Raw genomic sequence first — 23,814 nt, 5'->3', positions numbered from 1 at the left:
AACAAACAAAAAATGAAAAAAAATTTAATCTTTTTTTACCCCTCTAAAAACAACCAACATGCTATGTATATGAACTACCGCTTTCGCCGAAACGGACCGCAAAGATAACACCCCTTTTTTAATTAAAAACAATATTTATTCAACTTTTTTTGAAAAATATACAATTACCTGAAAAACAATTACATAAACCACACGAAAATAACCCCAACTTACCTTAATATATATAGACTACTAAATGCACGCAGAAAATGAAGGGATTTCGTTTTAGAAATGATGTATTTTAAAACTAGTAGATTTAATCTTCTTGCTTAGGAGTAGATTTCCATTTATTGGACAAATCCCAATATTCAAAATCCAAAACTGAATTACGCCTTTCAAGTATTCCAGATTGGAATGAACGTTGTAATATATCTTCAATTAAATAGTCTTCTTCTATATTTTCAGGGTCATACTCCCTCTTTAAAGAAATATCAAACGCACTTGCTGTTGTATTGTACCAAAAAGCTTTCCATCCACTTCGTAAGCGCTTCACCAATTCAAAAGTAGTTTCTCCCGTTTGCCTATGAATAAGTTTAATTAAAATCTGACCTTCTGTTCTAGTGAGTTTTTTAAGTTCTGTAGAAAATTCATTTTCAAGATACTTATGAATCACTTTTGTGTACTTCTTTTTAGCACTTTTCTTCTCAATAGATGCCAATCTTTCATTTAATGCAACTAGCCTATCTGCTGCGAGTTTAGCATATGGATATACTTTACGTGTTTTTCTACGAAGGATTAGGTAACGTCTACGTTCTTCTTTAGAGTCAAATTTTAAAGGTTTAAAAACAATTACTTCATTAAGATCTATAGCACTTCTAGGTATTGTATCTCCTTGTATTATATAGTATTCTATGTTTTCTTCAGGCTTGACAATAGTGTCTTGTGCCATTACTAATAATGGAAAGAATATAAATATGACTATTATGATGATGCGCATACTTTTATTTCGCTTTAAGCTAAAATCATTCCAAAATTAAAGATTACAGCGTTATAACACTATTAACTTCTTATTAATATTCTTATTTTTATAAAAAAATATTTAAATGGCTTCAAAAAGTATATTGAACAAAAAATCATTAGATTTTCTAGAGAAATACCTTAACAATGCTGCCCCAACTGGTTATGAGTGGGATGGGCAAAAAATATGGATGGACTACCTAAAACCGTATGTAGATGAATTTATTACCGACACATATGGTACTGCTGTTGCTGTAATTAACCCAAAAGCAAAATACAAAGTAGTCATAGAAGGTCACGCAGATGAAATTTCTTGGTATGTGAACTATATATCAGAAAACGGACTCCTATATGTTATACGAAACGGAGGAAGTGATCATCAAATTGCTCCTTCTAAAATTGTAAACATCCACACTAAAAAAGGAATTATAAAAGGCGTCTTTGGATGGCCTGCAATTCATACACGCAACAGAGCCAAAGAAGAACCTCCTAAGCCTAATAATATTTTTATTGATGTAGGCGCAAAAGATAAAGACGAAGTTCACAAAATGGGGATTCATATAGGATGTGTTATTACATATCCAGATGAATTTCACATTCTTAATGATGATAAATTTGTTTGTAGAGCGATTGATAATAGAGCTGGAGGTTTTATGATTGCAGAAGTAGCTAGATTGTTACACAAAAACAAAAAGAAATTACCATTTGGCTTATATATAACCAATTCTGTTCAAGAAGAAATAGGCTTACGAGGTGCTCAAATGATTGCAGAACGAATTCAACCTAATGTAGCTATTGTCACTGATGTAACTCATGACACAACCACTCCTATGATAGATCAAAAAATTCAAGGAGAAGCTGCCATAGGTAAAGGACCCGTTGTTGCGTATGCTCCTGCTGTACAACAAAAACTTAGGGATCGTATTACAGAAACTGCAGAGAAAAATAAAATTCCATTTCAGAGAGCTGCTTTATCCCGTGCTACAGGGACAGACACAGATGCATTTGCATACAGTAATAGCGGTGTAGCTTCTGCCCTTATCTCTTTACCTTTACGATATATGCATACCACGGTAGAGATGGTGCATCGCGAAGATGTAGAAAATGTCATCAAATTAATATACGAAACACTTTTAACGATAGAAGACGGAGAAACCTTTAGCTATTTCGAATAAATACGCTTTCGCGAAAGCGTATACACAAAACAAGGAAAATCATAAATAATGCAATAATTACACTTGCATCATTTATGATTTTTCATTTTTCAAGCTTATAAGTACCAAAGAATTAATGATAAAGTAATATAAAACTAATAAAATCCATCTATTTTTGCAGCGCATAATAAACAACAAATCAATATTATAATGAAGAAGGTTTTATCCTATTTTCTACTAGCCCTCATAGTGATAGCTTGTAGTACAGAAGAAAACATAGATAGTAGTACAGATATTGCTACTCTTGAAGTTGAAAATTACAAAGGAATATTTACAACGGTAAATGGAGATAATAGAGGTACATTAGATGTTACACTATCTGACGATGCTCTCTCTGCAACAGCTAATTTAACATTAGCTACAGGTGAAGTTATCAGTATTACTACAGATCAAATCTCTAATTTAGGAAACACAAAAGAAATCATATTTACATCAAATGAGCTTTCTTTTACAATGACTACTGGAAACGAAGGAGAAACATTAGAAATAAATACTGTTTCTTTTAGAGGTGCTGAAAGTTCAATTTTAGCAGCTAGAAATACATCAAGAGCTCCGGTAACGCCTGTTACTGGAACATACACTTGTACTACTTGTGCTGGGCCCGTAGACAACTCTATGACACAAACATTTAATTTTATGTTTGTAACTGCAGATGGAGATAGCTCTATTGCAACTCAGACTACATTAGGAATGACAGTCTATAATGGTATAGGAGTTCAAGATAATTGTATTGCAAGCGGTGATGAAACTACTTGTGATGTCACTAGTGGTGATGGAATGACTACTGTAGGTTATACTGCGGGAGATGGTGATGTAACATGGTCTGGAACACACACGTTTAATAATGAAGCTACTGGGCCTAATGATTGCTCTGGTATTTCTGGGACTTGGTCTTGGGCTTCTCCTCTAGTAGGAACTGTAGATGGAACTTTTGTTAGTGATGTTTCCTGCACAGAACCATTAACAACATTATATTCTGAAGATTTCCAATCTTTTACAGGTGCTGGGTTTGCGCCTATGCCTAGTGCTGGACAACTTGATTCTGACATCGTTATTGTAGATGGCGTTAGTGGTTCTTTGGATTATGGAGGTACTCAAACATCTGGAGATTTTGCAAGAGGTACAAGTAATGGAGGTGTAGGTACTGGAGGTATCTATGCTTTTGATGTAGATGGCGCTGGAGATACATCATTAGGAGCTCAACCGACTGGAGGTGATTTTACACCTGGATCATTTGATTTTAGAATAGAAAATACAACTGGAGCACCTGTTTCAAATTTCATGATTAGCTATGATATATATGTCAACAACAATGGAGCTGTAAACAGAAGCAATAGTCTAAATTTTTCTTATTCTACAGATAATATAACTTTTACTCCTATACCTGCGTTAGATTACGCATCACCGGGGACTAGTGATGCACTTGGCTTTGTTAGTACAATGAGATCTGCTTCTTTTTCTGCTACAGTTGCAGATGGAGCATTTATTTACATCCGTTTCGAAAGTAATGATATCTCGGGTAGTGATTCTCGTGATGAACTTGCTATTGATAATATTCTTTTACAAGCAAATTAATATAAAGCGTATTATAGTAAAACGCTAATCAATTATATAAAAAAGGGAAGCATTTAAAATGCTTCCCTTTTTTTTTACGTAAGAAATGAACTGTAGTTTCGACCAAATAGACATATTTTTTGATGATTTTAAACTCAAAAAAACTACTGCTATGAAAAAAAATATTCTCCTACTAGTATTTTCTCTAATTTTTATTTCCACAACTAGTATTGCTCAAAATTATACGAAAGGATCTATTGCTACTACTTCTAATGAAACCATTAAAGGACGCGTACTTATAGATTATGAAACACAAAAAATATCCTTGAAAAAAGACTTGAAAGAAAGTTCATATACTTTTAGTCAAGTTAAGTCAGTCACTTTAGGCACTACTACGCTAGTGAAAGGAGATATTGATGGAACTGCATATTACACATCAAATGTTGTATCTGGGAAAGGAAGTTTATATAAAATAAATGACTCTCAATACCTTATCACAGGGAATAACGGCAAAAATGTTGTTATTAACACAGATGAAAAATCTAGTAAAACACCTGGAAAACTAGCCGTTTTATTTGATGACTGTAACAGTATACGAGCTCTTTTAAATAATGAAGATAATTTTAACGCACCCGCACTTCGTAAAATAGTCGAGATTTATAATACCTGTGATTATGGCATTTACACTCCTACTAAAAAAGAAGTGAAAAATGCCACATTACATAATACAGACCAAGCAAGTTTTTTTGCGGGTATTGGGGCAGGCTTAAATAATGTGCGTTTTTTTGACAATAATAACTCGGAATCATTAGCTTCTGTACAAGTACAGGCGGGAGTGATTGCATCTCCAAGCTTCTTTGGTCGTATACAAGGCAATCTTTTTATAACACTCGAAGGGAGTGCTAATTTTTCTGGAGAAAAAGATTTTGATACGAATACCTCAGAAACCACTAGTTTTAGAATAAACAGCTATAGAGCCTTTTTAGGATTAGAATATTTATTTAATAAAACAGGGAAAATTAAACCTTTTGCTGGTTTCAGTATTGGAGTAACATCAGATTCTTTTGAAGGAAATGTAGATGGTTTTAATTTTGACATTACTGGAGGGAATCCAATTTTAGCTCCTAAAATTGGAGTGCGTTTACAGCTTCCTAATCAAAAGCATATAGGAATTACATTTACATACGTATCAGAATACGAAAACAATTTATCATTTCCTGTAAATAACACGGTCATACCACTTATTGTAAACAATGAAAACGTTACTCTAAGTCTTAATTATTACTTTTAATTTACATTATAAATCACGATAATTAAAAAGGTCATTGCTAGCAATGACCTTTTTAATTTTGAAAGCATTTTATTTACTCATTATAAATTGTATTTTTACTTTTTAAATTTCCTCAAATCTATATGGGCAAAATAATTGCTATCGCAAATCAAAAAGGAGGTGTTGGAAAGACAACAACTTCTGTAAACTTAGCTGCATCACTTGGTGTACTTGAAAAAAAAGTACTACTCATAGATGCTGACCCTCAAGCCAATGCCACCTCTGGCTTAGGCATTGACGTAGACAGTATTCAAATAGGAACGTATCAACTTTTAGAACATACAAACACTGCTGAAGAAGCTATTATACAAACAAGTTCACCTAATTTAGACTTAATTCCTGCGCATATAGACCTTGTTGCTATTGAAATAGAACTCGTTGATAAAGACAAACGAGAGTATATGATGCAAAAAGCAATAGGGCATTTAAGAGATATATACGATTATATTTTAATAGATTGTGCACCTTCTTTAGGGTTACTGACCTTAAACGCGCTTACTGCTTCAGATTCTGTTATTATTCCCATACAATGTGAGTATTTTGCACTAGAAGGTCTAGGCAAACTGTTAAATACTATTAAAAGTGTGCAAAAAATACATAATACAGCACTGGATATAGAAGGACTTTTATTAACTATGTATGATTCTAGACTACGTTTATCAAATCAAGTAGTTGAAGAAGTTCAAAAGCACTTTAGTGAAATGGTATTTAAAACCATTATTCAGCGTAATGTACGATTGAGTGAAGCTCCGAGTTATGGAGAGAGTATTATAAATTATGATGCTGGAAGTAAAGGAGCTACAAATTATTTAAGCTTAGGACAAGAGCTTATTACCAAAAATAACAGCTAGAGCATATGGCTAAAGCAACAAAAAAACAAGCACTAGGCCGTGGTCTTTCTGCATTATTGAAAGACCCTGACAATGACATCAAAAGTGCAGAAGATAAAAATGCAGATAAGGTTGTAGGCAATATCGTTGAGTTAGACCTAAAAGATATTGAAGTAAACCCTTTTCAACCTCGTACAAGCTTTAATGAAGAAGCCTTACGCGAGTTAGCTTCGTCTATACGTGAATTAGGCGTTATACAACCTATAACTGTACGTAAACTTAGCTTTAACAAGTACCAACTTGTTTCAGGAGAGCGACGTTTTAGAGCCTCAAAACTTATAGGCAACGAAACCATTCCTGCTTACATACGTATTGCAAATGATCAAGAGAGTCTTGAGATGGCGCTTGTAGAGAATATTCAGCGTCAGGATTTAGACCCTATAGAAATTGCCCTTTCCTATCAACGTCTTATTGATGAGATACAACTTACACAAGAACAAATGAGTGAGCGTGTAGGTAAGAATAGATCTACGATTGCAAACTATTTACGTTTATTAAAACTAGATCCTATTGTACAAACAGGGATGCGTGATGGTTTTCTATCTATGGGACATGGTCGTGCCTTGATTAATATAGATAATACAGGCGATCAACTTGATATTTACGAAAAAATCATTGCCAATAAATTATCTGTAAGACAAACAGAAGCACTAGTAAAGAATTACCATTCTACTTCTGAAGCAGTGCTTCCCCAAAAACAAAACGCACCTGAATTTATTCAAAAAGGGAATAAAGAATTTGCTGAGTATTTTGGAGCCAAAGTAGCTATACAAGTATCCAAAAATGGAAGAGGTAAAATTACGATTCCGTTTTCTTCAGAAGAAGATTTTAACCGCTTACAGAAATTGATCAAAGGTGCTAAATAGAAACAGCATATTACTCTTAGGTTTTCTTTTGGTATACGCTTTCGCGAAAGCGCAAACAGAAGACACCATTATTACAGACGATACAGATCCTGACACGATAAAAACGCAACAGAGTATAGACCCTCTTCGCCCTGCTAAAGCTGCTTTTTATGCAGCGGCATTACCTGGATTAGGACAAGCATACAATAAAGATTATTGGAAATTACCTATCGTATACGGGGCTTTAGGAACGGGTGTGTTTTTTGCTATCGATAATGACAGAGAATTTAAACGTTATAGAACTGCGTTTAAAGATAGACTTGCTGGACGTATGGATGAATTTACCATCATTAATGAAGATGGAACCACAACAGAAGTTTTTGACAATAACGGCCTTATTGAAGCTCAAGACTTTTTTAGAAGACAAAAAGAACTTGCCATTCTTGTGACAGCAGGGATGTATGTTCTCCAGATTATTGAGGCAAATGTAGATGCGCATCTCACTCAATATAACGTAAGTGATGATTTGACTTTTGCTCCAGATATTCAGACAGATGATTTAGGGCAGGCATTTCGTTACGGTTTTAAACTCACCTATCATATAGACTGATGAAGATTGCACTTTTAGGATATGGAAAAATGGGCAAGGCCATTGAAAAAATAGCACTAGCCCAAGGCCATGAAGTTGTTATAAAACGAAATGACAGTACTCCATTTAGTTTTGATACTATAGATGTAGCTATAGATTTTAGTCTTCCAGATGTTGCTGTCTCTCATATTAGCGCTTGCTTACATGCAGGAGTTCCTATTGTTTCAGGGACAACCGGATGGTTAGCGCATTATGATGAAATGATTGCCTTGTGTAAAGAAAAAAATGGAAGTTTTATCTATGCATCAAATTTTAGTATTGGAGTGAATATCTTTTTTGAAATTAATAAGAAGTTAGCACAGTATATGGCGCCTCATCACAGTTATAAAGTAGCGATGGAAGAAATTCATCATACTCAAAAACTAGACGCTCCAAGCGGTACCGCGATTACACTTGCCGAAGGCATTATAGATGCAGGAAATTATTCTAACTGGAAGAATACCGCTACTGAAGAAGCACATACCATTCCTATTATTTCTAAAAGAGAAGGAACTGTCCCTGGAACGCATGTGATTACTTATAAAAATGAAATAGATACCATACAATTATATCATGAAGCACATTCTAGACTTGGTTTTGCACAAGGAGCATTGGTTGCCGCTTTATGGCTTGTTGGCAAAAAAGGCGTATTTTCTATGGCAGATGTATTAAATATTTCTTAATTACGTAACATCAACAAACACTAAGACACTAACTACCCATAAATACAATATATCATGACAATCACACAATGGTTTATTTTTTTTCTAGCCGTACAAGTCATTCACTTTCTAGGGACTTGGAAATTATACATACGAGCTGGAAGACAAGCTTGGGAAGCAGCAGTACCTGTATACAATGCAGTGGTACTTATGAAGATCATAAATCGACCGTGGTGGTGGACGATTTTACTTTTTATTCCTATTGTAAACTTAATTATGTTTCCCGTAGTATGGACCGAAACAGCAAGGAGTTTTGGCTTTAATTCCTATAAAGACACTGCCTTAGTTGTTTTAACCTGTGGATTGTATTTATTTTATATCAACTATGCTACAGATGCTCCTCATATAAAAGAAAGAGATTTAAACCCTAAAAGCAGTAATGGAGAGTGGGTAAGCTCTATTCTTTTTGCTATCGTAGCAGCTACGATAGTGCACACCTATTTTATGCAACCCTTTACAATACCTACGTCTTCATTAGAAAAAACATTATTAGTAGGAGATTATCTTTTTGTAAGTAAGTTTCATTATGGCGCAAGAACGCCCATGACTACCGTGGCAACACCTATGTTACATGATGCAATTCCTGTAGTAAATAAAAAATCATATCTTTCTTCTCCTGAGTTACCTTATTTTAGGTTACCAGGCTTTCAAAGTATCAAACGTAATGACATCGTTGTTTTTAGTTGGCCTGTTGACACATTAACTGTAATAACAGATCCTACAAGTGAAGCTATATATAAGCCTGTAGATAAGAAATCTAATTATGTAAAACGCTGTGTTGCATTACCCGGAGATTCTCTAGAAGTTAGAGATGGATATGTGTATACAAATGGGGTTAAGAATAATCTTCCTGATAGAGCTAAATTACAGTTTTCTTATAAGATAGTATCTAAAGAACCTTTTGTAACTCAAAACGAAAGAGGCGAATATGCTTCCCCGACGCCTTTTTTGTCAAATCGATACGATATTAGTGATATTTATTTAAGTGATTATGATAAGGATAATAGAATTTACACTCAAGTCGCTCAAATGACTGATGCAGCTTATCAAAAATTAAGTAACAATTCTAGTATTATAAGTATTGAACCAAAAGATATACCTAACAATACTAATTCAAGTTTGTTTCCAGCTAGGAGCGGACATGACTGGAGTGTTCATAACTATGGTCCTATCTACATCCCAGAAGAAGGAAAAACAATTACCATCACACCTGAATCTATTCCTTTTTACAAGCGTATTATAGAGGTATATGAAGGTTCTGAAATGGGCATAAAAAATGACATCCAAGTAAATGGTAATGAAGTCACCTTAAATGGTAACTCTATCACAGAATACACCTTTAAACAAGATTATTACTGGATGATGGGAGATAATCGTCATAATTCTCAAGACGCAAGAATGTGGGGATATACACCATACACACACGTAGTCGGAAAACCTGTATTTGTATGGTTTAGTTTAGATCCAAATAAAAAAGGATTTCTAAATCGTATCCGTTGGGATCGTGTCTTTACTACGGTAGGCGGTGATGGAAAATTAACGAGCTATCGTTATCATTTTTTAGGGTTATTAATTTTATATTTTGGTTTCAATTTCTTTAGAAAGAAAAAGAAACAACAGAAAGCGTAACCCCATATAATGAGTCTAGATACTATTCTAATACATCCAGGGTATTGCTTGCCTATTATACATTATGCATGTATTGCCCAAGCTGATACTGTTATTTTTGAGGCGTTAGACAACTATCAGAAACAATCGTATAGAACACGTACTAAAATTGCTACTGCTAGCGGTATGTTACAGCTAACAATTCCTGTAAAACACAATCGTACATCTAAACAGCATCAACTCACTTTTGAAGTACAATTAGAAAACAAATTTCACTGGCAGCGTGATCATTGGCGCTCTTTAAAAGTAGCCTATCAAACCTCTCCATTTTTTGAATATTATGAAGATACGTTTGAACCCTTATACACAACGGTATATGATACCCTTATTGAATTTAATTTGGCGTGTCACACCTGTATCATGGAATGTTTGCAATTAGAAAAGGAGATTAGTTATACTGAAGAGTATTTTAGGAATCCAAAGCCACCTATTACCAACGTACGTCACCTTATTACGTCTAAAAAAGAACCTGATTATAACCTTCCTGAATACCATCAGTTATTTCATGATAAACATGGATACCTATCTAATTTATCTATTTTAGATTTGTTATTTAATGAAGGTCCTAATGCGATTACCTACCTAGAAAATGTAGATCTATCTAAGGTTATTTCTTAATCCCTTAGAACTTAAAATCCTTATTGATACTACTTTCTATAGGATAATGATCTGATAATTTGATATTATAATTTTTAAATTGAAGTATTTCAAATTTCGGATCGGCTAGTATAAAATCTATACGTAACGGGATAAAATCAAACGTAAATGAACGTCCAGTTCCAGAACCTGATTTCTCATATGCATCCTGTTTTGTTCCTCTTATCTTACGATACATATATGAGGTTGAACTATTATTGAAATCGCCAGCAACTATAACTGGATACGGTGATTTTTTTTCACTTTCAAGAAATTGCATTACTTGTTCTTCTTGTTTTTTGAAAGACTCCCCCATCCTACCTAATAATCGCTTTGACCCTTCTTCATTAAAGGTGCCAAATTTTGGAGACACCCGTAACGACTGAAAATGTACATTATATACTCGTATCGTATCATTATTTACAACAACATCGGCATATATCACATTATTACCTGTCTTATAAAAGTCTAAAGAACCCGTAGTAACAATCGGGAATTTAGAATATATAACCTGTCCAAAGCTTTTAGAGATCTCACTCATTTTTTTATACTGATACGGGTATTGATCTTTAGACAATGAATATTTAGGGTAATATTCTTGCAAACAAACAATATCTGGATCTTTTTGAGATATAAATTCTATAATACGATCGCCTACATTTTCTTGTTTAGACCAACCATGAATATTAAAAGAACGCACATTATAACTCAAAAGTTTGACTCCTTCTACACCAGCCTCACTTTTAGTATTACCAAAATGATATAGCGAACTTATATGTCCTATTCCAATAATAAGAACAAAGGCAGAAAGGAATAACTGTCTCTTTCCTCTCAAAACCCAATAGATAAGAAAAACAGCATTGATAAGAAGTAATACAGGCAACAACAAACTCAGTACAGAAAGTCTTGGAAATATATGTGGTGGGATATACGGCAATGCATACCCTAAAACTAAGAGAATGGCAAATATGCTATTAAAAAAGAAAATAGCTTTTCCAAAAAAGGAGAGTCCTTTCATCAATTATCTTTTCCAGCCTTAAATAGAAAGTCTTTTTCTGCTTTAGAAAGACTATCGTAACCACTCTTACTTATTTTATCAAGGATGGCATCTATTTGTTGCTGTTGCTCACTTTTACTAACGGGGGTTTGTCTGGTTTTCGTACTTTTTGGTGGTGCCTTTTTTGTTTTACGGTGCACTGTACGCATTCTTGCATTCTTCGTTTTTGGTTTGGAGGAAAACCAACCTGCAACTGTATCCATGATCTTTTCAAACCAGAGACCTATATCATTTCCCTTTGCAAGTTGCATTGCATATATATACCCAAAAGCGGCACCTCCTAAATGGGATATTAGCCCTCCTGCATTGCTAGAAGAATCGAGCGTTAGTAAATCTCTTAGCACAACAAAAGCTGCAATATGCCAAAGCTTTAAGTTAAACATAAAAATGCGTATAGGCGTATTAGGGCTATAGGTCGCTATAAAAATGATAATAGCATTTACTGCCGCAGATGCACCAAGCAAGACACTATTTCCTTTAAAAGCAGGCAATAGAAGGTAGACCAACACAAATGTTAACCCACCTACAATCCCACCTAATAAATAGATCGTGAGGAATCGTTTTTCTGTAAATAGATTTAAGATAAACTTAGAAAAAACATACAGAAATAACATATTAAATAGAATATGCAAGAAACCACTATGCAAAAACGCATATGTGATTACAGACCAAGGTTGCTGTATGAATCGCATAAGATCTGTAGGCAACACAAAATACCTTGTTAGCACCCCATTATCTATTTGTACAAGCCATGGTAAAATATTGAATATCAAAAAAACAGCGACATTAATTACGATAAGTTTAATCGCAATATTTGCTGTCTTAAATTGATTTAAAAATGAATTTGCCGCCATATTAATTCCAGCGTTTATTATTAAAACTATTTTTCTTCCAGTAATACATCATAATAAAACCAATTAGGGCACCTCCTATATGCGCCCAATATGCTGTATTTGAAGGTCCAATTATACTATGACCTGTGATAGCAGAATATACGTTCAACAAGAAATACCCTCCTATTAAATATTTTGCTTTAACTGGTATTGGAATAGGGAAAACCATTAATTCTAAATTAGGGAACAAGATCATAAAACCTGCAAGTAATCCAAATACTGCTCCAGATGCACCTAACATAGGATTCCTATTTGCAGTATAAGTGTTGTACAGGGCATCTTCGCTCACAAATTGAGCAATTGAAGTAGGATAAGAAGAAGTCTTCAAAAATGTATTAACGTCTTCTATTGACATACCATTACTTAACATTGCATCATAGCCTGGCCAAAAATCCAAGTATAGAACTCCAAGGTGTAAAATCATTGACCCCAAACCTGCTGAGAAATATAATATCAAGAGTTTATTCTTCCCTAAAATATTTTCCAAATGACTCCCAAACATATACAACATAAACATATTAAAGAAAATATGTAATACATCTGCATGCATAAACATATGTGTAAAAACCTGCCATACTCTAAAATTCTCACTATATGGAAACCACAATGAGAAGTATTGATACGTTACTTCAACAAATTGACTCCCTAGAAAAAAAATCACATTTATTATCAATAAAACTTTAACGGTATCTGTTATCCTTCCCATTTCCTTACTTAAATTTTCGATCTAATTCTTCTGCATTCATTGTTATAAACGTAGTGCGATTTCCTGGGGAAACCGTAGGTTCTTTACAGGCAAATAAACTATTTACAAGATGTTCTCTAGAACTCGCATCTAGCGTTTCTCCTGCTTTTACAGCCATACTCTTTGCCATACTTTTTGCTAAGGTATCTGTCTGACTAAATCCAGTGTCTGGCACTTCGCTTTCTAGATCACTCAATAATTGTTCTATAACGATTGGCACTTCAGATTCTGGTAATGACGTAGGAATTCCTGTAATTTCTAATGTTTCATTAGCTACGTTCCCAAATACAAAACCTGTATTCTCAAGTCCTTCTTTAAGTTGTACTAGTAATGCCAACTCTGATGAATTATAATCTAACACCAAAGGAAACAACAACTGCTGACTCACTGATTCCTTCACCGTAATATTACGTAAAAACTCTTCATATAACACACGTTGATGTGCCCTATGTTGGTCTATAATCACCATCCCACTTTTAATGGTGCTAATGATGTATTTATTGTTTAATTGATAGGTAGATGATTCCGCTTTCGCGAAAGCGTACCCAGATTCTTTTTTAAATAAATCTCCCGTTACCTCATCACTTTCATACGTAACATTACTTGTCCTATCTGAAGGAGTTGTTTTTAATCCTTCATATAATTGCTCCCATCCTTCTACATTTGGTTTTGTATAAGTAGGCATCGAAGCTCCTTTTTTAGGAGGCGGCACTGTATCAAATGGATTAAAGGTACGGTCTACTTCTACTTTAGGCGTATTTACATACTTATCTTTATACGCATAAGGTGTATCTAAGTTTGCATCTCTATCAAAATCAAGTACGGGCGCAATATTAAATTGCCCTAAACTATGTTTTATCGTACTACGTAAGATTGCATATAGAGAATGCTCATCATCAAATTTAATCTCTGTCTTTGTAGGATGAATATTAATATCTATTGTACTAGGATCGACAATCAAGTATAAGAAATAGCTAGCGCGTGTCTTATCTGGCAATAATCCTTCAAAAGCAGTGCTTACCGCATGATTGAGGTATGGATTTTTTATAAATCGATCATTTACAAAAAAGAATTGTTCACCTCTTGTTTTTTTAGAAAACTCAGGTTTTACGACAAATCCTTGAATGCTGACAATATCTGTTTCTTCAGCAACGGGTACTAATTTTTCATTGGTTTTTCCTCCAAAAATACCAACAATACGTTGTTTTAAATTTCCAGCAGGCAATTGAAATACTTCCCCATCATTATGGAACATCGCAAATACAATTTGCGGATGCGCTAATGCGACACGTTGAAATTCATCTATGATATGTCGGAGCTCTACATTATTAGACTTTAAAAAATTACGCCTTGCAGGGATATTAAAAAAAAGATTTTTAACGGCTAGTGATGTTCCTGTGGGTGTTGCGCATGGTTCTTGAGTGATGATCTTACTTCCTTCTATTTCAATACGCGTTCCTACGTCATTAGTATGTATACGTGTTTTTAACTCTACATGGGCGACAGCAGCTATAGAAGCGAGTGCCTCTCCTCTAAATCCTTTTGTATTGAGATTAAAAAGATCATCGGCAGATGTGATTTTGGAAGTTGCATGACGTTCAAAACTCATTCGAGCATCTGTCTCACTCATTCCTTTTCCATTATCTATAATTTGGATAAGTGTTTTACCTGCGTCTTTAACAATGAGTTTTATGGATGTTGCTTCAGCATCTATTGCATTTTCTAAAAGTTCTTTTACAACAGAAGCGGGTCGTTGTACAACCTCACCAGCAGCTATTTGATTTGCTACATGATCTGGTAAAAGCTTAATAATGTCTGTCATCTATGTACCTAAAATATGGATAGATCGAAATCTATAATCCATAAAAATATAAATGTGAGTATTGTAATTATAATCAATATCGTACTATTGAGGCCGCTATTATTTCTTGTTCTAGAAGATTTTCTCGCCTCATTCCAATGGGAACTAAAATCATTTTTATTATACGATTCACTATAAGCATCTATCTTAGTAGTATACTTAGTTTCATCTACATCATCTTTACCATCGTAATAACGAGGTGTATAATTAAACCTATTATTGGTTTTGAGCTTTTTTATTAATGTAAATTTTATTGGTCCCATAACGTACTTGGTATTATATCAAATATACGTTTTTTACAGTCAAAAAGCATGCCTATTTAACAGTTTACACCCCAAGATTTGGGAAAATAGTATAGAAATTAAAGTTGGATTTTGTTACCAATTTTAAAATTTCGACTCTTTTTTGAGTTGTGCCATTTTTATGGCTGCAATCGCTGCTTCGGTTCCTTTATTACCGTGTTTACCGCCGCTACGATCAATAGATTGTTGCATTGTATTATCCGTTAACACACAGAATATAACAGGAATATCGCCTTTAAGATTTAGCTCTTTTATTCCTTCAGTAACACCTTGGCATACAAAATCAAAATGTTTGGTTTCTCCTTGAATTACTGTTCCTATAGCGATAATCGCATCTAGCATATCATAGGATGCTGTCATACGTTTACAACCATAAATAAGTTCAAAAGCACCAGGAACATTCCAACGTACTATATTATCATTGATTGCACCGCAATCTTTAAGGGCATCAAAAGCGCCTTGAAAAAGACCTTCCGTAATTTGACCATTCCATTCAGAAACAACAATCCCAAATCGAAAATCTTTCGCATTTGGGATTGTTGCTTTATCGTAAACAGAAAGGTTATTTCCTTCTGTAGCCATATTAATTATGTTTTAAACTTCAATAGTACGTATTAGGAGACACCTAATTTACGTATTGAAAACTAGTTTCCAGCTTGTGCTCTTCCTAGATACAAATCTACTTGACTTGCATATTCCGAATCTTTAAACTCGTTTTTGATTCGGTTAAGGTAGGTTACTGCAATATCATTTTTACCTAAATCGATAGCTGCAACAGCGGCTTTAAATAAGAAACGAGGTGTTGTAAAATCGTTTGTATTTAATTTTAACGCTTTTTCATAATAATCTAATGCTTGCTCAGCTTGATCTAACTGCATAAACGCATCTCCTATAGCTCCTTTTGCAAGAGGCCCTAGTATCATATCACTAGAAGAAAATTTCTCTAAATGACTTATTGCATTTTTATAGTCTTTAATCTCTAAGTAAGACATCCCTGCGTAATAGTTTGCAAGATTTGCAGATGGTGTACCGCTATACTTATCTGCAACATCTAGTAATCCATACTTTCCTTGAGAACCATTAAGTGCTACCAAGTATAAAGAATCTTTTACATTAGTATTTGTAGTTTCAAGTGCCGTTGTAAAACTTTCTTGTGCTACTGTGAGTTCATTTGCTGCTTCTGCAATCTTAGGCTCTTTGATAAATTTACCATACGCCATATATCCTAAAGCGCCTGCAAGAATCAAAAGAATGACTGTCAAAATAGCTTTTTGATTCTTTTCTACCCACTCTTCGGTTTTAGAGGCACCCTCATCTAGGCTAGCAAATACTTCAGCAGTAGTACTGTCTTTGATATCTATCTCTTCCTCTACTACTTTTTCAGCTTTCGTTTTCGGTTTATATCCTCTTTTATTATACGTTGCCATATACTTATTTTGTTAGTGGCGCAAAAATATAATTTTTATTGAATTTTGAAAGGGAATTTATTCCTTATTTTTCGATATTTTGCAAACCATTTCTGAGAAATTATACGCTTTCGCGAAAGCGTACTCATAACAAACCCTATGATTTTAAAATCTCTGTCCTTAATTAACTATAAAAACTTCGCCTCAAAAGCCTTTGAATTTGACGCCAAAATTAACTGTTTTGTAGGCAATAATGGCGTAGGAAAAACCAATATTCTCGATGCCATTTACCACTTATCTTTCGGAAAGAGTTATTTTAATCCTGTAACGAGTCAAAACATTAACCACAATGCAGATTTCTTTGTTATAGATGGGGTTTACGACAAAAGTGAACGTGAAGAAAAAGTAGTAATCAGCGCTAAAAAAGGGCAAAAAAAAGTTATAAAACGCAACGCAAAAGTATACGATCGTTTTGCAGATCACATTGGTTTTTTACCTTTGGTAATTATCTCTCCAGCAGATAGAGATTTGATTACAGAGGGAAGTGATATGCGTCGTAAATTTATAGATGGTGTTATTTCTCAAAGTGACAAAAATTACTTATCAAATTTACTCTCATATTCGAAAGTTTTAAGTCAACGAAATGCATTATTAAAGTATTTTGCGGCTAATAATACCTTTGATCAGGATACTTTAAGTGTCTATAATGAGCAATTAGTCACCTATGGACAGCCAATTTTCGAAAAAAGAAAAGCGTTTTTAATACAATTTGCTCCCATTTTTCAAGAACAGTATAAAGCCATTAGTGGAGCAACCGAAGAAGTGTCTCTTACTTATCAAAGTGCTTTGCATGATATGCCGTTAGAGCACTTACTTACCAATACATTAGCTAAAGATAGAATGTTACAATATACAAGCGTAGGAATCCATAAGGATGATCTGGCTTTTGAAATAAATGGATATCCGGTTAAAAAGTTTGGTTCTCAAGGGCAACAGAAAACGTATCTTATCGCATTAAAGCTCGCTCAATTTAATTTTATCAAAAAGGAAAGTGGTGTAAGCCCTATTCTATTGCTTGATGATATTTTTGACAAGCTCGATGAAAATAGAGTCACGCATATTATCGAATTGGTAAATACTAATAATTTTGGTCAACTGTTTATTAGTGATACACATCCTGATCGTACCGAAGAAGTGGTGAAAAAAATTCATCAGAGTTATGAATTATTTCACTTAGGTCATCAAGAATAATCCACTCTTTTTTGCGTACTTTGCTATCTGCTTATGAAACAAATACTTATTTTCTGTTTTTTAATTAGTTTATGTGTTTATGGTTGTACCCAAGCACCTGAAGAAAAACTAACCCATTTAGAAGGATATTGGGAAATTGCAAGTGTAACAACACCTAGTGGAGAAACAAAAACATTTTCTATAAGTCAAAATATCGACTTTTTTGATATTCAAGACAATCATATAGGGATTCGTAAAAAAGTACAACCAGACATAAGTGGGCATTTTACAACCTCACAATCTTCAGAGAATATAGACATCGAGATTCAAGAAGATCAATTGATATTAACATATACAACTGCTTTTGATAGTTGGAAAGAAACTGTAGTTAAAGCGTCTAAAGAACAATTAATTCTTCTTAATGATAATGGAAATACCTATACTTATAGAAGATATGAACCTATACTCCTTTCTAAATGACAAAGCGTAATACAGATCCTATATCAATAAGTGATGCCTTAGGAGAGTTTGTATCTAAAAACAAACTCCAAAAAGGGATAGACAAGCTAGATGTAGAAAATGCTTGGTACTCACTTAATCCTGCCTTTAAAACCTATACGATTTCTGTTCGCTTGGAAAGAGACACCTTATTGGTAAATCTTAGTTCTTCTGTCTTTAGAGAAGAATTAAGTTACGGTAAAGAAAAAATTATGGAGCGTCTTAATGAAGAATTAAGAAGAGATGTTGTAAAGAAGCTTATTTTACGATAGAAATTATAAACACTTTAACCCATAAAAAAGGGCTATCTAAAATTAGATAGCCCTTTTTTATATTGTGGATAATGTATTAAAACATCTCTCTTCCTGCAAAGTGGAAAGCTCCTTCAATAGCAGCATTTTCATCACTATCACTACCGTGTACAGCATTTTCTCCCATAGACGTTGCATATAAAGCTCTGATAGTTCCTTCAGCAGCATCTGCTGGATTTGTTGCTCCAATTAATGTACGGAAATCTGCTACTGCATTTTCTTTTTCAAGAATTGCTGCAACGATAGGTCCGCGTGTCATAAATTCAACAAGTTCTCCAAAAAATGGACGCTCATTATGTACAGCATAAAAAGTTTCAGCATCTGCTTTTGTCATTTGCGTTAACTTCATTGCTACAATACGAAATCCGCTAGCTGTAATTTTTTCTAAAATTGCTCCGATGTGTCCATTTTCTACGCCATCAGGCTTAATCATTGTAAACGTTCTATTTGTTGCCATAGTCTTAAATTTAACTCTCTTTCTTAAGAAGAGTCTTTAGTATTTATAAAATATTCTTTTATATGCTTTCGCGAAAGCGTATAACTTCTTTTTAAATTTGGCGCAAAAATAGTGCTTTTCTACATTATGGAAATGGTAAGCTTCATGAAATTCAGTTTCTTATTTCAATTTTATAAATTAGTGAGCATCTTTCTTACGCATCATACTCATAAATTGTATCTTCGCCCCCTATGAATTCTAATGAAATAAAGACTGTACATTCATTACTTAGCACTCCTAAATCTATTGTGGTTGTCCCTCATAAAAATCCTGATGGAGATGCCATGGGAAGCACGCTTGCATTATGCAAGTATTTAAATAGTCAAGGACATACTGCAGTTGTTGTAGCCCCTAATGAGTATCCTCATTTTTTAAAATGGCTGCCAGGTAATCATGATGTCATCACCTATAGTTCCGATCCGAAAGGAGCTGCTCAAAAAATAGACAGTGCTGATCTTATTTTTACATTAGATTTTAATGATTTTTCTAGAACTGGAGACATGGGACAGCTACTTGCTGCTGCTTCTGCAGATTTTGTTATGATAGATCATCACCAACAACCTTCAGATTATGCTTTAGTTACTTATAGTGACACGAGTATGAGTAGCACTTGTGAGATGGTATATCATTTTCTAGATGCAATACAAGCTACAGATCATATTGATGCCGATATGGCTACCTGTTTATATACAGGAATTATGACAGATACAGGTTCTTTTAGATTTCCTTCAACTACAGCAATTACGCATGAAGTGATTTCTAAATTAATTGCTATAGGGGCTAATAACGCAAGTATTCATCGTAATATTTATGATACAAATAGTCATACCAAATTACAACTCTTAGGCGTAGCTCTTAAGAACCTTAGAATTCTTCCTGAATACAAAACCGCTTATATTACATTGACTCAAAAAGAGCTAGATGATCATAATTTCCAGAAAGGAGATACAGAAGGCTTTGTAAACTATGGATTGTCTTTAAAAGGAATTATTTTTGCTGTAATTTTTATAGAAAATAAAGCAGATGCTATTATAAAGATGTCATTACGCTCTAAAGGTGAATTTTCTGTAAATGAATTTGCGCGTGCTCATTATGAAGGTGGTGGTCATACCAACGCTGCGGGAGGAAAAAGTGACCTTTCATTAAAAGATACCGTAGACCAATTTATTAGTATATTACCGCGTTATAAAGACAAATTATAAGGAATGAAAAAAGGGATTATACTCATAATATGTATGTTATGCCTTCTTGCTTGTCAAGAGCCAGAAGCAAGACGCCCCATATCTCAAAAAACAGGATCTTATATTACTGAATCTGTAAAACGTAATAAAGAACTCATCTCGGAAGAGGAAGTCATTATTAAAAAAATCATCGAAAAAGATACTAGCAATACCTATATAAGTTCTGAAAGTGGGTTTTGGTATACCTATACAACACAAGATACACTGTCTACAAAAACTCCTATAAAAGGAGATATTGTTAATTTTACCTATGATTTACAAACTTTATCTGGCACTGTTATTCTTCCTAAGGAAGAGATAGGAGTACAAGCCATTAAAGTAGATCAAAGTAATCAAGAACTTATTTCTGGTATACGTGACGGAATTAAAATTTTGAAAGAAGGAGAGACTATCACTTTTTTATTTCCTTCTCACAAAGCATATGGTTACTATGGTTTTGAAGATAAAATAGGAAGTAATGTTCCTATTCGATCTACAGTAACCTTACTTAAGATAGAAAATAATGAACCAAAATAATTAATATAATAACCCATGAAAAAAATATCAATGTTACTTATTGCAGCCCTTTTTGCATTGCTATCATGCAATGATAAATACCCCGACCTAGAAGATGGTATCTACGCAGAATTTATTACAGACCAAGGAACTATGGTTGCCGAATTGTACTATGAAGATGCTCCTGCTACGGTAGCAAACTTTGTAGCTCTTGCTGAGGGAACACATCCTATGGTAGATAGTGCTTATGCAAATAAGCCATACTATAATGGTTTAAAATTCCATAGAATCATTAAAGACTTTATGATTCAAGGAGGAGACCCAGAAGGTACAGGAAGAGGTGGACCAGGGTATAAATTCCATGATGAATTATTACCTACAAGAAGACACGATTCAAAAGGAGTCCTTTCTATGGCTAATTCAGGAGAGAATACAAATGGAAGTCAATTTTTTATTACACACAAAGCAACACCACATCTTGATGGATTTGACCAAAATGGTGGAAGAAAAAATTGTGGAGGAAGACGTGTAAGTTGTCATACTGTTTGGGGAAAAACAGTTATTGGACTTGAAGTAATTGATGCTATTACTGGCGTAGAAATGACTAGTGCTGGAGGAAGTTCTCCAAAAGAAGACGTAATTATGAGAGAAGTGAACATCATACGTATTGGTACTGCTGCTAAAAACTTTGATGCTCCCGCTACATTTGCAAAAGAGTTAGATAAATATGCAAATAGATTTTCTGAATTTAAAAATAGATTCAATGAAAAATTAGCAAAAGCAGAAGAACTCCCTAGTGGTCTTAAAATACACTGGGATCATAAGGCAGGTGGACAAAAACCAGTTATCGGAGATTCTGTAAATGTGAAATACGCTGGTTTTTTTGCTGAAAGTGGAGAGCTATTTGACACAAGTATAGAAGAGGTAGCAAGAAGTCAAGATAAATTTGACCAACGTCGTAAAGATGCTATTGGTTATAACCCACTAGGTACTTTATACAGTCCAGATGCAGCTCTTGTTCCTGGATTTAAAGAAGGATTACAGCTTTTGAGTATCGGAGATAAAATCACTTTATTTATTCCTTCTCATTTAGGCTATGGTGCATCAGGATATCCAGGTGCAATTCCTCCTAACTCTGATTTAGTTTTTGAATTAGAACTCGTAGGTATTAAAGAGAAACAATAGAATAACATACTGTTCATTAAAAAAGGCTAGAGAAAATTCTCTAGCCTTTTTTAATATACTATATATACAATATTATTTTACAGGAACGTCCTTTAAAATTTCAAGGACAAAGTTCCAATATTTCTGCGCAGAAGAAATACTTGCACGTTCATCTGGTGAATGTGCTCCTTTAATCGTAGGGCCAAAAGAAATCATATCCATATCTGGATAGTTTTGCCCTAATATCCCGCACTCTAAACCTGCATGACATGCAGCTACATGCGGTGCTGCATTATTTATTTGCTTATACTTATCTACAAGAACAGAAAGAATAGGACTCTTCATATTAGGCGCCCATCCTGGATAATCTCCCGATAATTCTACTTCACAACCTATCAATTCAAACGTAGCTCTTAGCGCATTTGCCAAATCTATTTTAGAACTTTCTACAGAAGAACGAGTAAGACATCCTATTTTAATAGTCCCTCCCTTTACTAAAACACGTGCTATATTATTTGAAGTTTCTACTAAATCTTCTATATCCGGACTCATACGATATACACCATTATAAGCTGCGTATAAAGCTTTTGTCAATCCTTCTTGAACGCCTAATTCTAAAACGTTTTCTGGAAGCTCAATTTGAGAAAGAATAATCTCTAAGCTCCCTTCTAAGGATTCAAATTCTTTTTTAATGGTATTTGCTAATGCATCAAATTCGAATTCGAATGCGTTTTGTTGGATTTTATCTACCACAATCGTAGCAAAACTCTCTCTAGGGATTGCATTACGCAAACTCCCACCATCGATTTCAGAGATACGTAATCCAAAGTTTTCAAAACCATTATATAAGAGACGATTCATCAACTTGTTAGCATTCCCTAATCCTTTATGAATATCCATTCCAGAATGCCCTCCTTGGAGACCTTTTACTGTTATGATATATGCTATTTTTCCTTCTCCTATTGCCTCTTCTTTATACGATCTAGTAGCTGTCACATCAATACCGCCAGCACAGCCTACTCCTATCTCATCATCTTCTTCTGTATCTAGGTTCAATAAAATATCTCCCTGTAAAATACCTCCTTTTAAACCCATAGCTCCAGTCATACCTGTTTCTTCGTCTATGGTGAATAATGCTTCAATGGCAGGATGCTCAATAGTATCACTCTCTAGTATTGCCATAATTGTGGCTACTCCCAATCCATTATCGGCTCCTAACGTTGTTCCATTAGCTCGTACCCAATCTCCATCTATATACATTTCGATACCTTGGGTATCAAAATTAAATGTAGTATCTCCATTTTTTTGATGCACCATATCTAGGTGTGATTGCATCACTACCATCTTACGGTTTTCCATCCCAGCAGTAGCAGGTTTACGTATGATTACATTCCCTACTTCATCTTCAATCGTTTCTAGGTTAAGATTGTTCCCAAAATCTTTCATAAACTGTATGACACGTTCTTCTTTTTTTGAAGGACGTGGTACAGCATTAAGATCTGCAAACTTATTCCAGAGCACCTTAGGTTCTAATGCTCTTATCTCTGGATTTGTCATAAAAGTGTCTTTTTTACAAAGATACTTCCTTATCCCATTTACAGATAAAAATTTCGCATATAATCTCATTCTCTT

The 23,814-nt window shown here is 34.2% G+C and carries 25 protein-coding genes; 15 read left to right on the top strand and 10 right to left on the bottom strand.

All coding sequences use genetic code 11. The annotated features are described in order from the left end of the window. Positions 1-295: 295 nt before the first annotated feature. A complete protein-coding gene (locus Q1A60_RS19160; protein ID WP_299769868.1) occupies positions 296-976 on the bottom strand; it encodes a DUF4294 domain-containing protein in 681 nt (226 codons plus the stop codon). Between the two features lie 106 nt (positions 977-1,082). On the opposite strand from Q1A60_RS19160, the gene Q1A60_RS19155 reads away from it, so the two are divergent. From Q1A60_RS19155 to Q1A60_RS19115, 9 genes are all read left to right on the top strand, one after another. Next, a complete protein-coding gene (locus Q1A60_RS19155; RefSeq protein ID WP_299769871.1) occupies positions 1,083-2,171 on the top strand; it encodes a M42 family metallopeptidase in 1,089 nt (362 codons plus the stop codon). 189 nt (positions 2,172-2,360) lie between these two features. Beyond that, positions 2,361-3,785 carry a hypothetical protein gene (locus Q1A60_RS19150; protein ID WP_299769874.1) on the top strand — a complete coding sequence of 475 codons (1,425 nt, stop codon included), beginning with the start codon at positions 2,361-2,363 and terminating at the stop codon, positions 3,783-3,785. A 151-nt stretch (positions 3,786-3,936) separates the two neighbouring features. Beyond that, positions 3,937-5,055, top strand: a complete 1,119-nt coding sequence (locus Q1A60_RS19145) for an outer membrane beta-barrel protein (RefSeq protein WP_299769876.1) — start codon at positions 3,937-3,939, stop codon at positions 5,053-5,055. Between the two features lie 122 nt (positions 5,056-5,177). Beyond that, positions 5,178-5,945, top strand: a complete 768-nt coding sequence (locus Q1A60_RS19140) for an AAA family ATPase (protein ID WP_299769878.1) — start codon at positions 5,178-5,180, stop codon at positions 5,943-5,945. 5 nt (positions 5,946-5,950) lie between these two features. Next, a complete protein-coding gene (locus Q1A60_RS19135; protein WP_299769880.1) occupies positions 5,951-6,850 on the top strand; it encodes a ParB/RepB/Spo0J family partition protein in 900 nt (299 codons plus the stop codon). Then, complete coding sequence (locus tag Q1A60_RS19130; RefSeq protein ID WP_299769882.1) at positions 6,840-7,439, top strand: DUF5683 domain-containing protein; 600 nt, start codon at positions 6,840-6,842, stop codon at positions 7,437-7,439. The genes Q1A60_RS19135 and Q1A60_RS19130 overlap by 11 nt, the downstream gene beginning before the upstream one ends. Continuing rightward, a complete protein-coding gene (gene dapB, locus Q1A60_RS19125; RefSeq protein ID WP_299769884.1) occupies positions 7,439-8,140 on the top strand; it encodes a 4-hydroxy-tetrahydrodipicolinate reductase in 702 nt (233 codons plus the stop codon). Before Q1A60_RS19130 ends, dapB begins: the two co-directional genes overlap by 1 nt. Before the next feature lie 54 nt (positions 8,141-8,194). Further along, complete coding sequence (lepB, locus tag Q1A60_RS19120; protein WP_299769886.1) at positions 8,195-9,808, top strand: signal peptidase I; 1,614 nt, start codon at positions 8,195-8,197, stop codon at positions 9,806-9,808. Positions 9,809-9,817: 9 nt separating this feature from the next. After that, entirely contained in the window at positions 9,818-10,465 is a 648-nt protein-coding gene (locus Q1A60_RS19115) for a WbqC family protein (protein WP_299769888.1), read from the top strand. A gap of 4 nt (positions 10,466-10,469) precedes the next feature. Here the strand turns inward: Q1A60_RS19115 and Q1A60_RS19110 are convergent, their stop codons facing one another. The 7 genes from Q1A60_RS19110 to Q1A60_RS19080 form a co-directional block, all read right to left on the bottom strand. Then, the gene (locus Q1A60_RS19110) at positions 10,470-11,501 is read right to left on the bottom strand and encodes an endonuclease/exonuclease/phosphatase family protein (RefSeq protein ID WP_299769890.1); all 1,032 of its coding nucleotides are present in this window, start codon (positions 11,499-11,501) and stop codon (positions 10,470-10,472) included. Continuing rightward, positions 11,501-12,394 carry a rhomboid family intramembrane serine protease gene (locus Q1A60_RS19105; protein ID WP_299769893.1) on the bottom strand — a complete coding sequence of 298 codons (894 nt, stop codon included), beginning with the start codon at positions 12,392-12,394 and terminating at the stop codon, positions 11,501-11,503. The genes Q1A60_RS19110 and Q1A60_RS19105 overlap by 1 nt, the downstream gene beginning before the upstream one ends. A gap of 1 nt (position 12,395) precedes the next feature. Then, positions 12,396-13,094 (bottom strand): rhomboid family intramembrane serine protease, encoded by a 699-nt coding sequence (locus Q1A60_RS19100; RefSeq protein WP_363322602.1) that lies wholly within the window; start codon positions 13,092-13,094, stop codon positions 12,396-12,398. A 49-nt stretch (positions 13,095-13,143) separates the two neighbouring features. Then, positions 13,144-15,000, bottom strand: coding sequence for a DNA mismatch repair endonuclease MutL (gene mutL / locus Q1A60_RS19095; RefSeq protein ID WP_299769899.1), 1,857 nt, complete (start codon positions 14,998-15,000; stop codon positions 13,144-13,146). A gap of 8 nt (positions 15,001-15,008) precedes the next feature. Then, positions 15,009-15,302: a hypothetical protein gene (locus Q1A60_RS19090; protein ID WP_089374097.1), complete on the bottom strand. Its 294-nt coding sequence runs from the start codon at positions 15,300-15,302 to the stop codon at positions 15,009-15,011. 123 nt (positions 15,303-15,425) lie between these two features. After that, positions 15,426-15,923, bottom strand: a complete 498-nt coding sequence (gene ribH / locus Q1A60_RS19085; RefSeq protein ID WP_299769934.1) for a 6,7-dimethyl-8-ribityllumazine synthase — start codon at positions 15,921-15,923, stop codon at positions 15,426-15,428. Between the two features lie 62 nt (positions 15,924-15,985). Beyond that, positions 15,986-16,768, bottom strand: a complete 783-nt coding sequence (locus Q1A60_RS19080) for a tetratricopeptide repeat protein (protein ID WP_299769937.1) — start codon at positions 16,766-16,768, stop codon at positions 15,986-15,988. A gap of 138 nt (positions 16,769-16,906) precedes the next feature. On the opposite strand from Q1A60_RS19080, the gene Q1A60_RS19075 reads away from it, so the two are divergent. Genes Q1A60_RS19075 through Q1A60_RS19065 form a run of 3 tightly spaced genes read left to right on the top strand, consistent with a single transcriptional unit; the run spans position 16,907 to position 18,747 of the window. Then, positions 16,907-17,998: a DNA replication/repair protein RecF gene (locus Q1A60_RS19075; protein WP_299769940.1), complete on the top strand. Its 1,092-nt coding sequence runs from the start codon at positions 16,907-16,909 to the stop codon at positions 17,996-17,998. Positions 17,999-18,031: 33 nt separating this feature from the next. After that, a complete protein-coding gene (locus Q1A60_RS19070; protein WP_299769943.1) occupies positions 18,032-18,457 on the top strand; it encodes a hypothetical protein in 426 nt (141 codons plus the stop codon). Next, on the top strand, positions 18,454-18,747 hold the full coding sequence (locus Q1A60_RS19065; protein ID WP_299769946.1) for a DUF721 domain-containing protein: 294 nt from the start codon (positions 18,454-18,456) through the stop codon (positions 18,745-18,747). Before Q1A60_RS19070 ends, Q1A60_RS19065 begins: the two co-directional genes overlap by 4 nt. A gap of 76 nt (positions 18,748-18,823) precedes the next feature. On the opposite strand, the gene Q1A60_RS19060 is transcribed toward Q1A60_RS19065, so the two are convergent. Beyond that, positions 18,824-19,243 (bottom strand): nucleoside-diphosphate kinase, encoded by a 420-nt coding sequence (locus Q1A60_RS19060; RefSeq protein ID WP_299685604.1) that lies wholly within the window; start codon positions 19,241-19,243, stop codon positions 18,824-18,826. Between the two features lie 230 nt (positions 19,244-19,473). On the opposite strand from Q1A60_RS19060, the gene Q1A60_RS19055 reads away from it, so the two are divergent. Genes Q1A60_RS19055 through Q1A60_RS19045 form a run of 3 tightly spaced genes read left to right on the top strand, consistent with a single transcriptional unit; the run spans position 19,474 to position 22,203 of the window. Beyond that, positions 19,474-20,484: a bifunctional oligoribonuclease/PAP phosphatase NrnA gene (locus Q1A60_RS19055; protein ID WP_299769950.1), complete on the top strand. Its 1,011-nt coding sequence runs from the start codon at positions 19,474-19,476 to the stop codon at positions 20,482-20,484. A gap of 3 nt (positions 20,485-20,487) precedes the next feature. Then, positions 20,488-21,039: a gliding motility-associated peptidyl-prolyl isomerase GldI gene (gldI, locus tag Q1A60_RS19050; protein ID WP_299769969.1), complete on the top strand. Its 552-nt coding sequence runs from the start codon at positions 20,488-20,490 to the stop codon at positions 21,037-21,039. A gap of 15 nt (positions 21,040-21,054) precedes the next feature. Then, complete coding sequence (locus tag Q1A60_RS19045; protein WP_299769972.1) at positions 21,055-22,203, top strand: peptidylprolyl isomerase; 1,149 nt, start codon at positions 21,055-21,057, stop codon at positions 22,201-22,203. Between the two features lie 72 nt (positions 22,204-22,275). On the opposite strand, the gene Q1A60_RS19040 is transcribed toward Q1A60_RS19045, so the two are convergent. Then, positions 22,276-23,739 carry an aminoacyl-histidine dipeptidase gene (locus tag Q1A60_RS19040; RefSeq protein WP_299769974.1) on the bottom strand — a complete coding sequence of 488 codons (1,464 nt, stop codon included), beginning with the start codon at positions 23,737-23,739 and terminating at the stop codon, positions 22,276-22,278. Between the last annotated feature and the right edge of the window lie 75 nt (positions 23,740-23,814).

The organism is uncultured Dokdonia sp. (genome assembly GCF_947492535.1).
Classification (GTDB): Bacteria; Bacteroidota; Bacteroidia; order Flavobacteriales; family Flavobacteriaceae; genus Dokdonia.
Note: the sequence above shows the minus strand (reverse complement) of the source record. Positions and strands in the feature narration are given on the sequence as shown.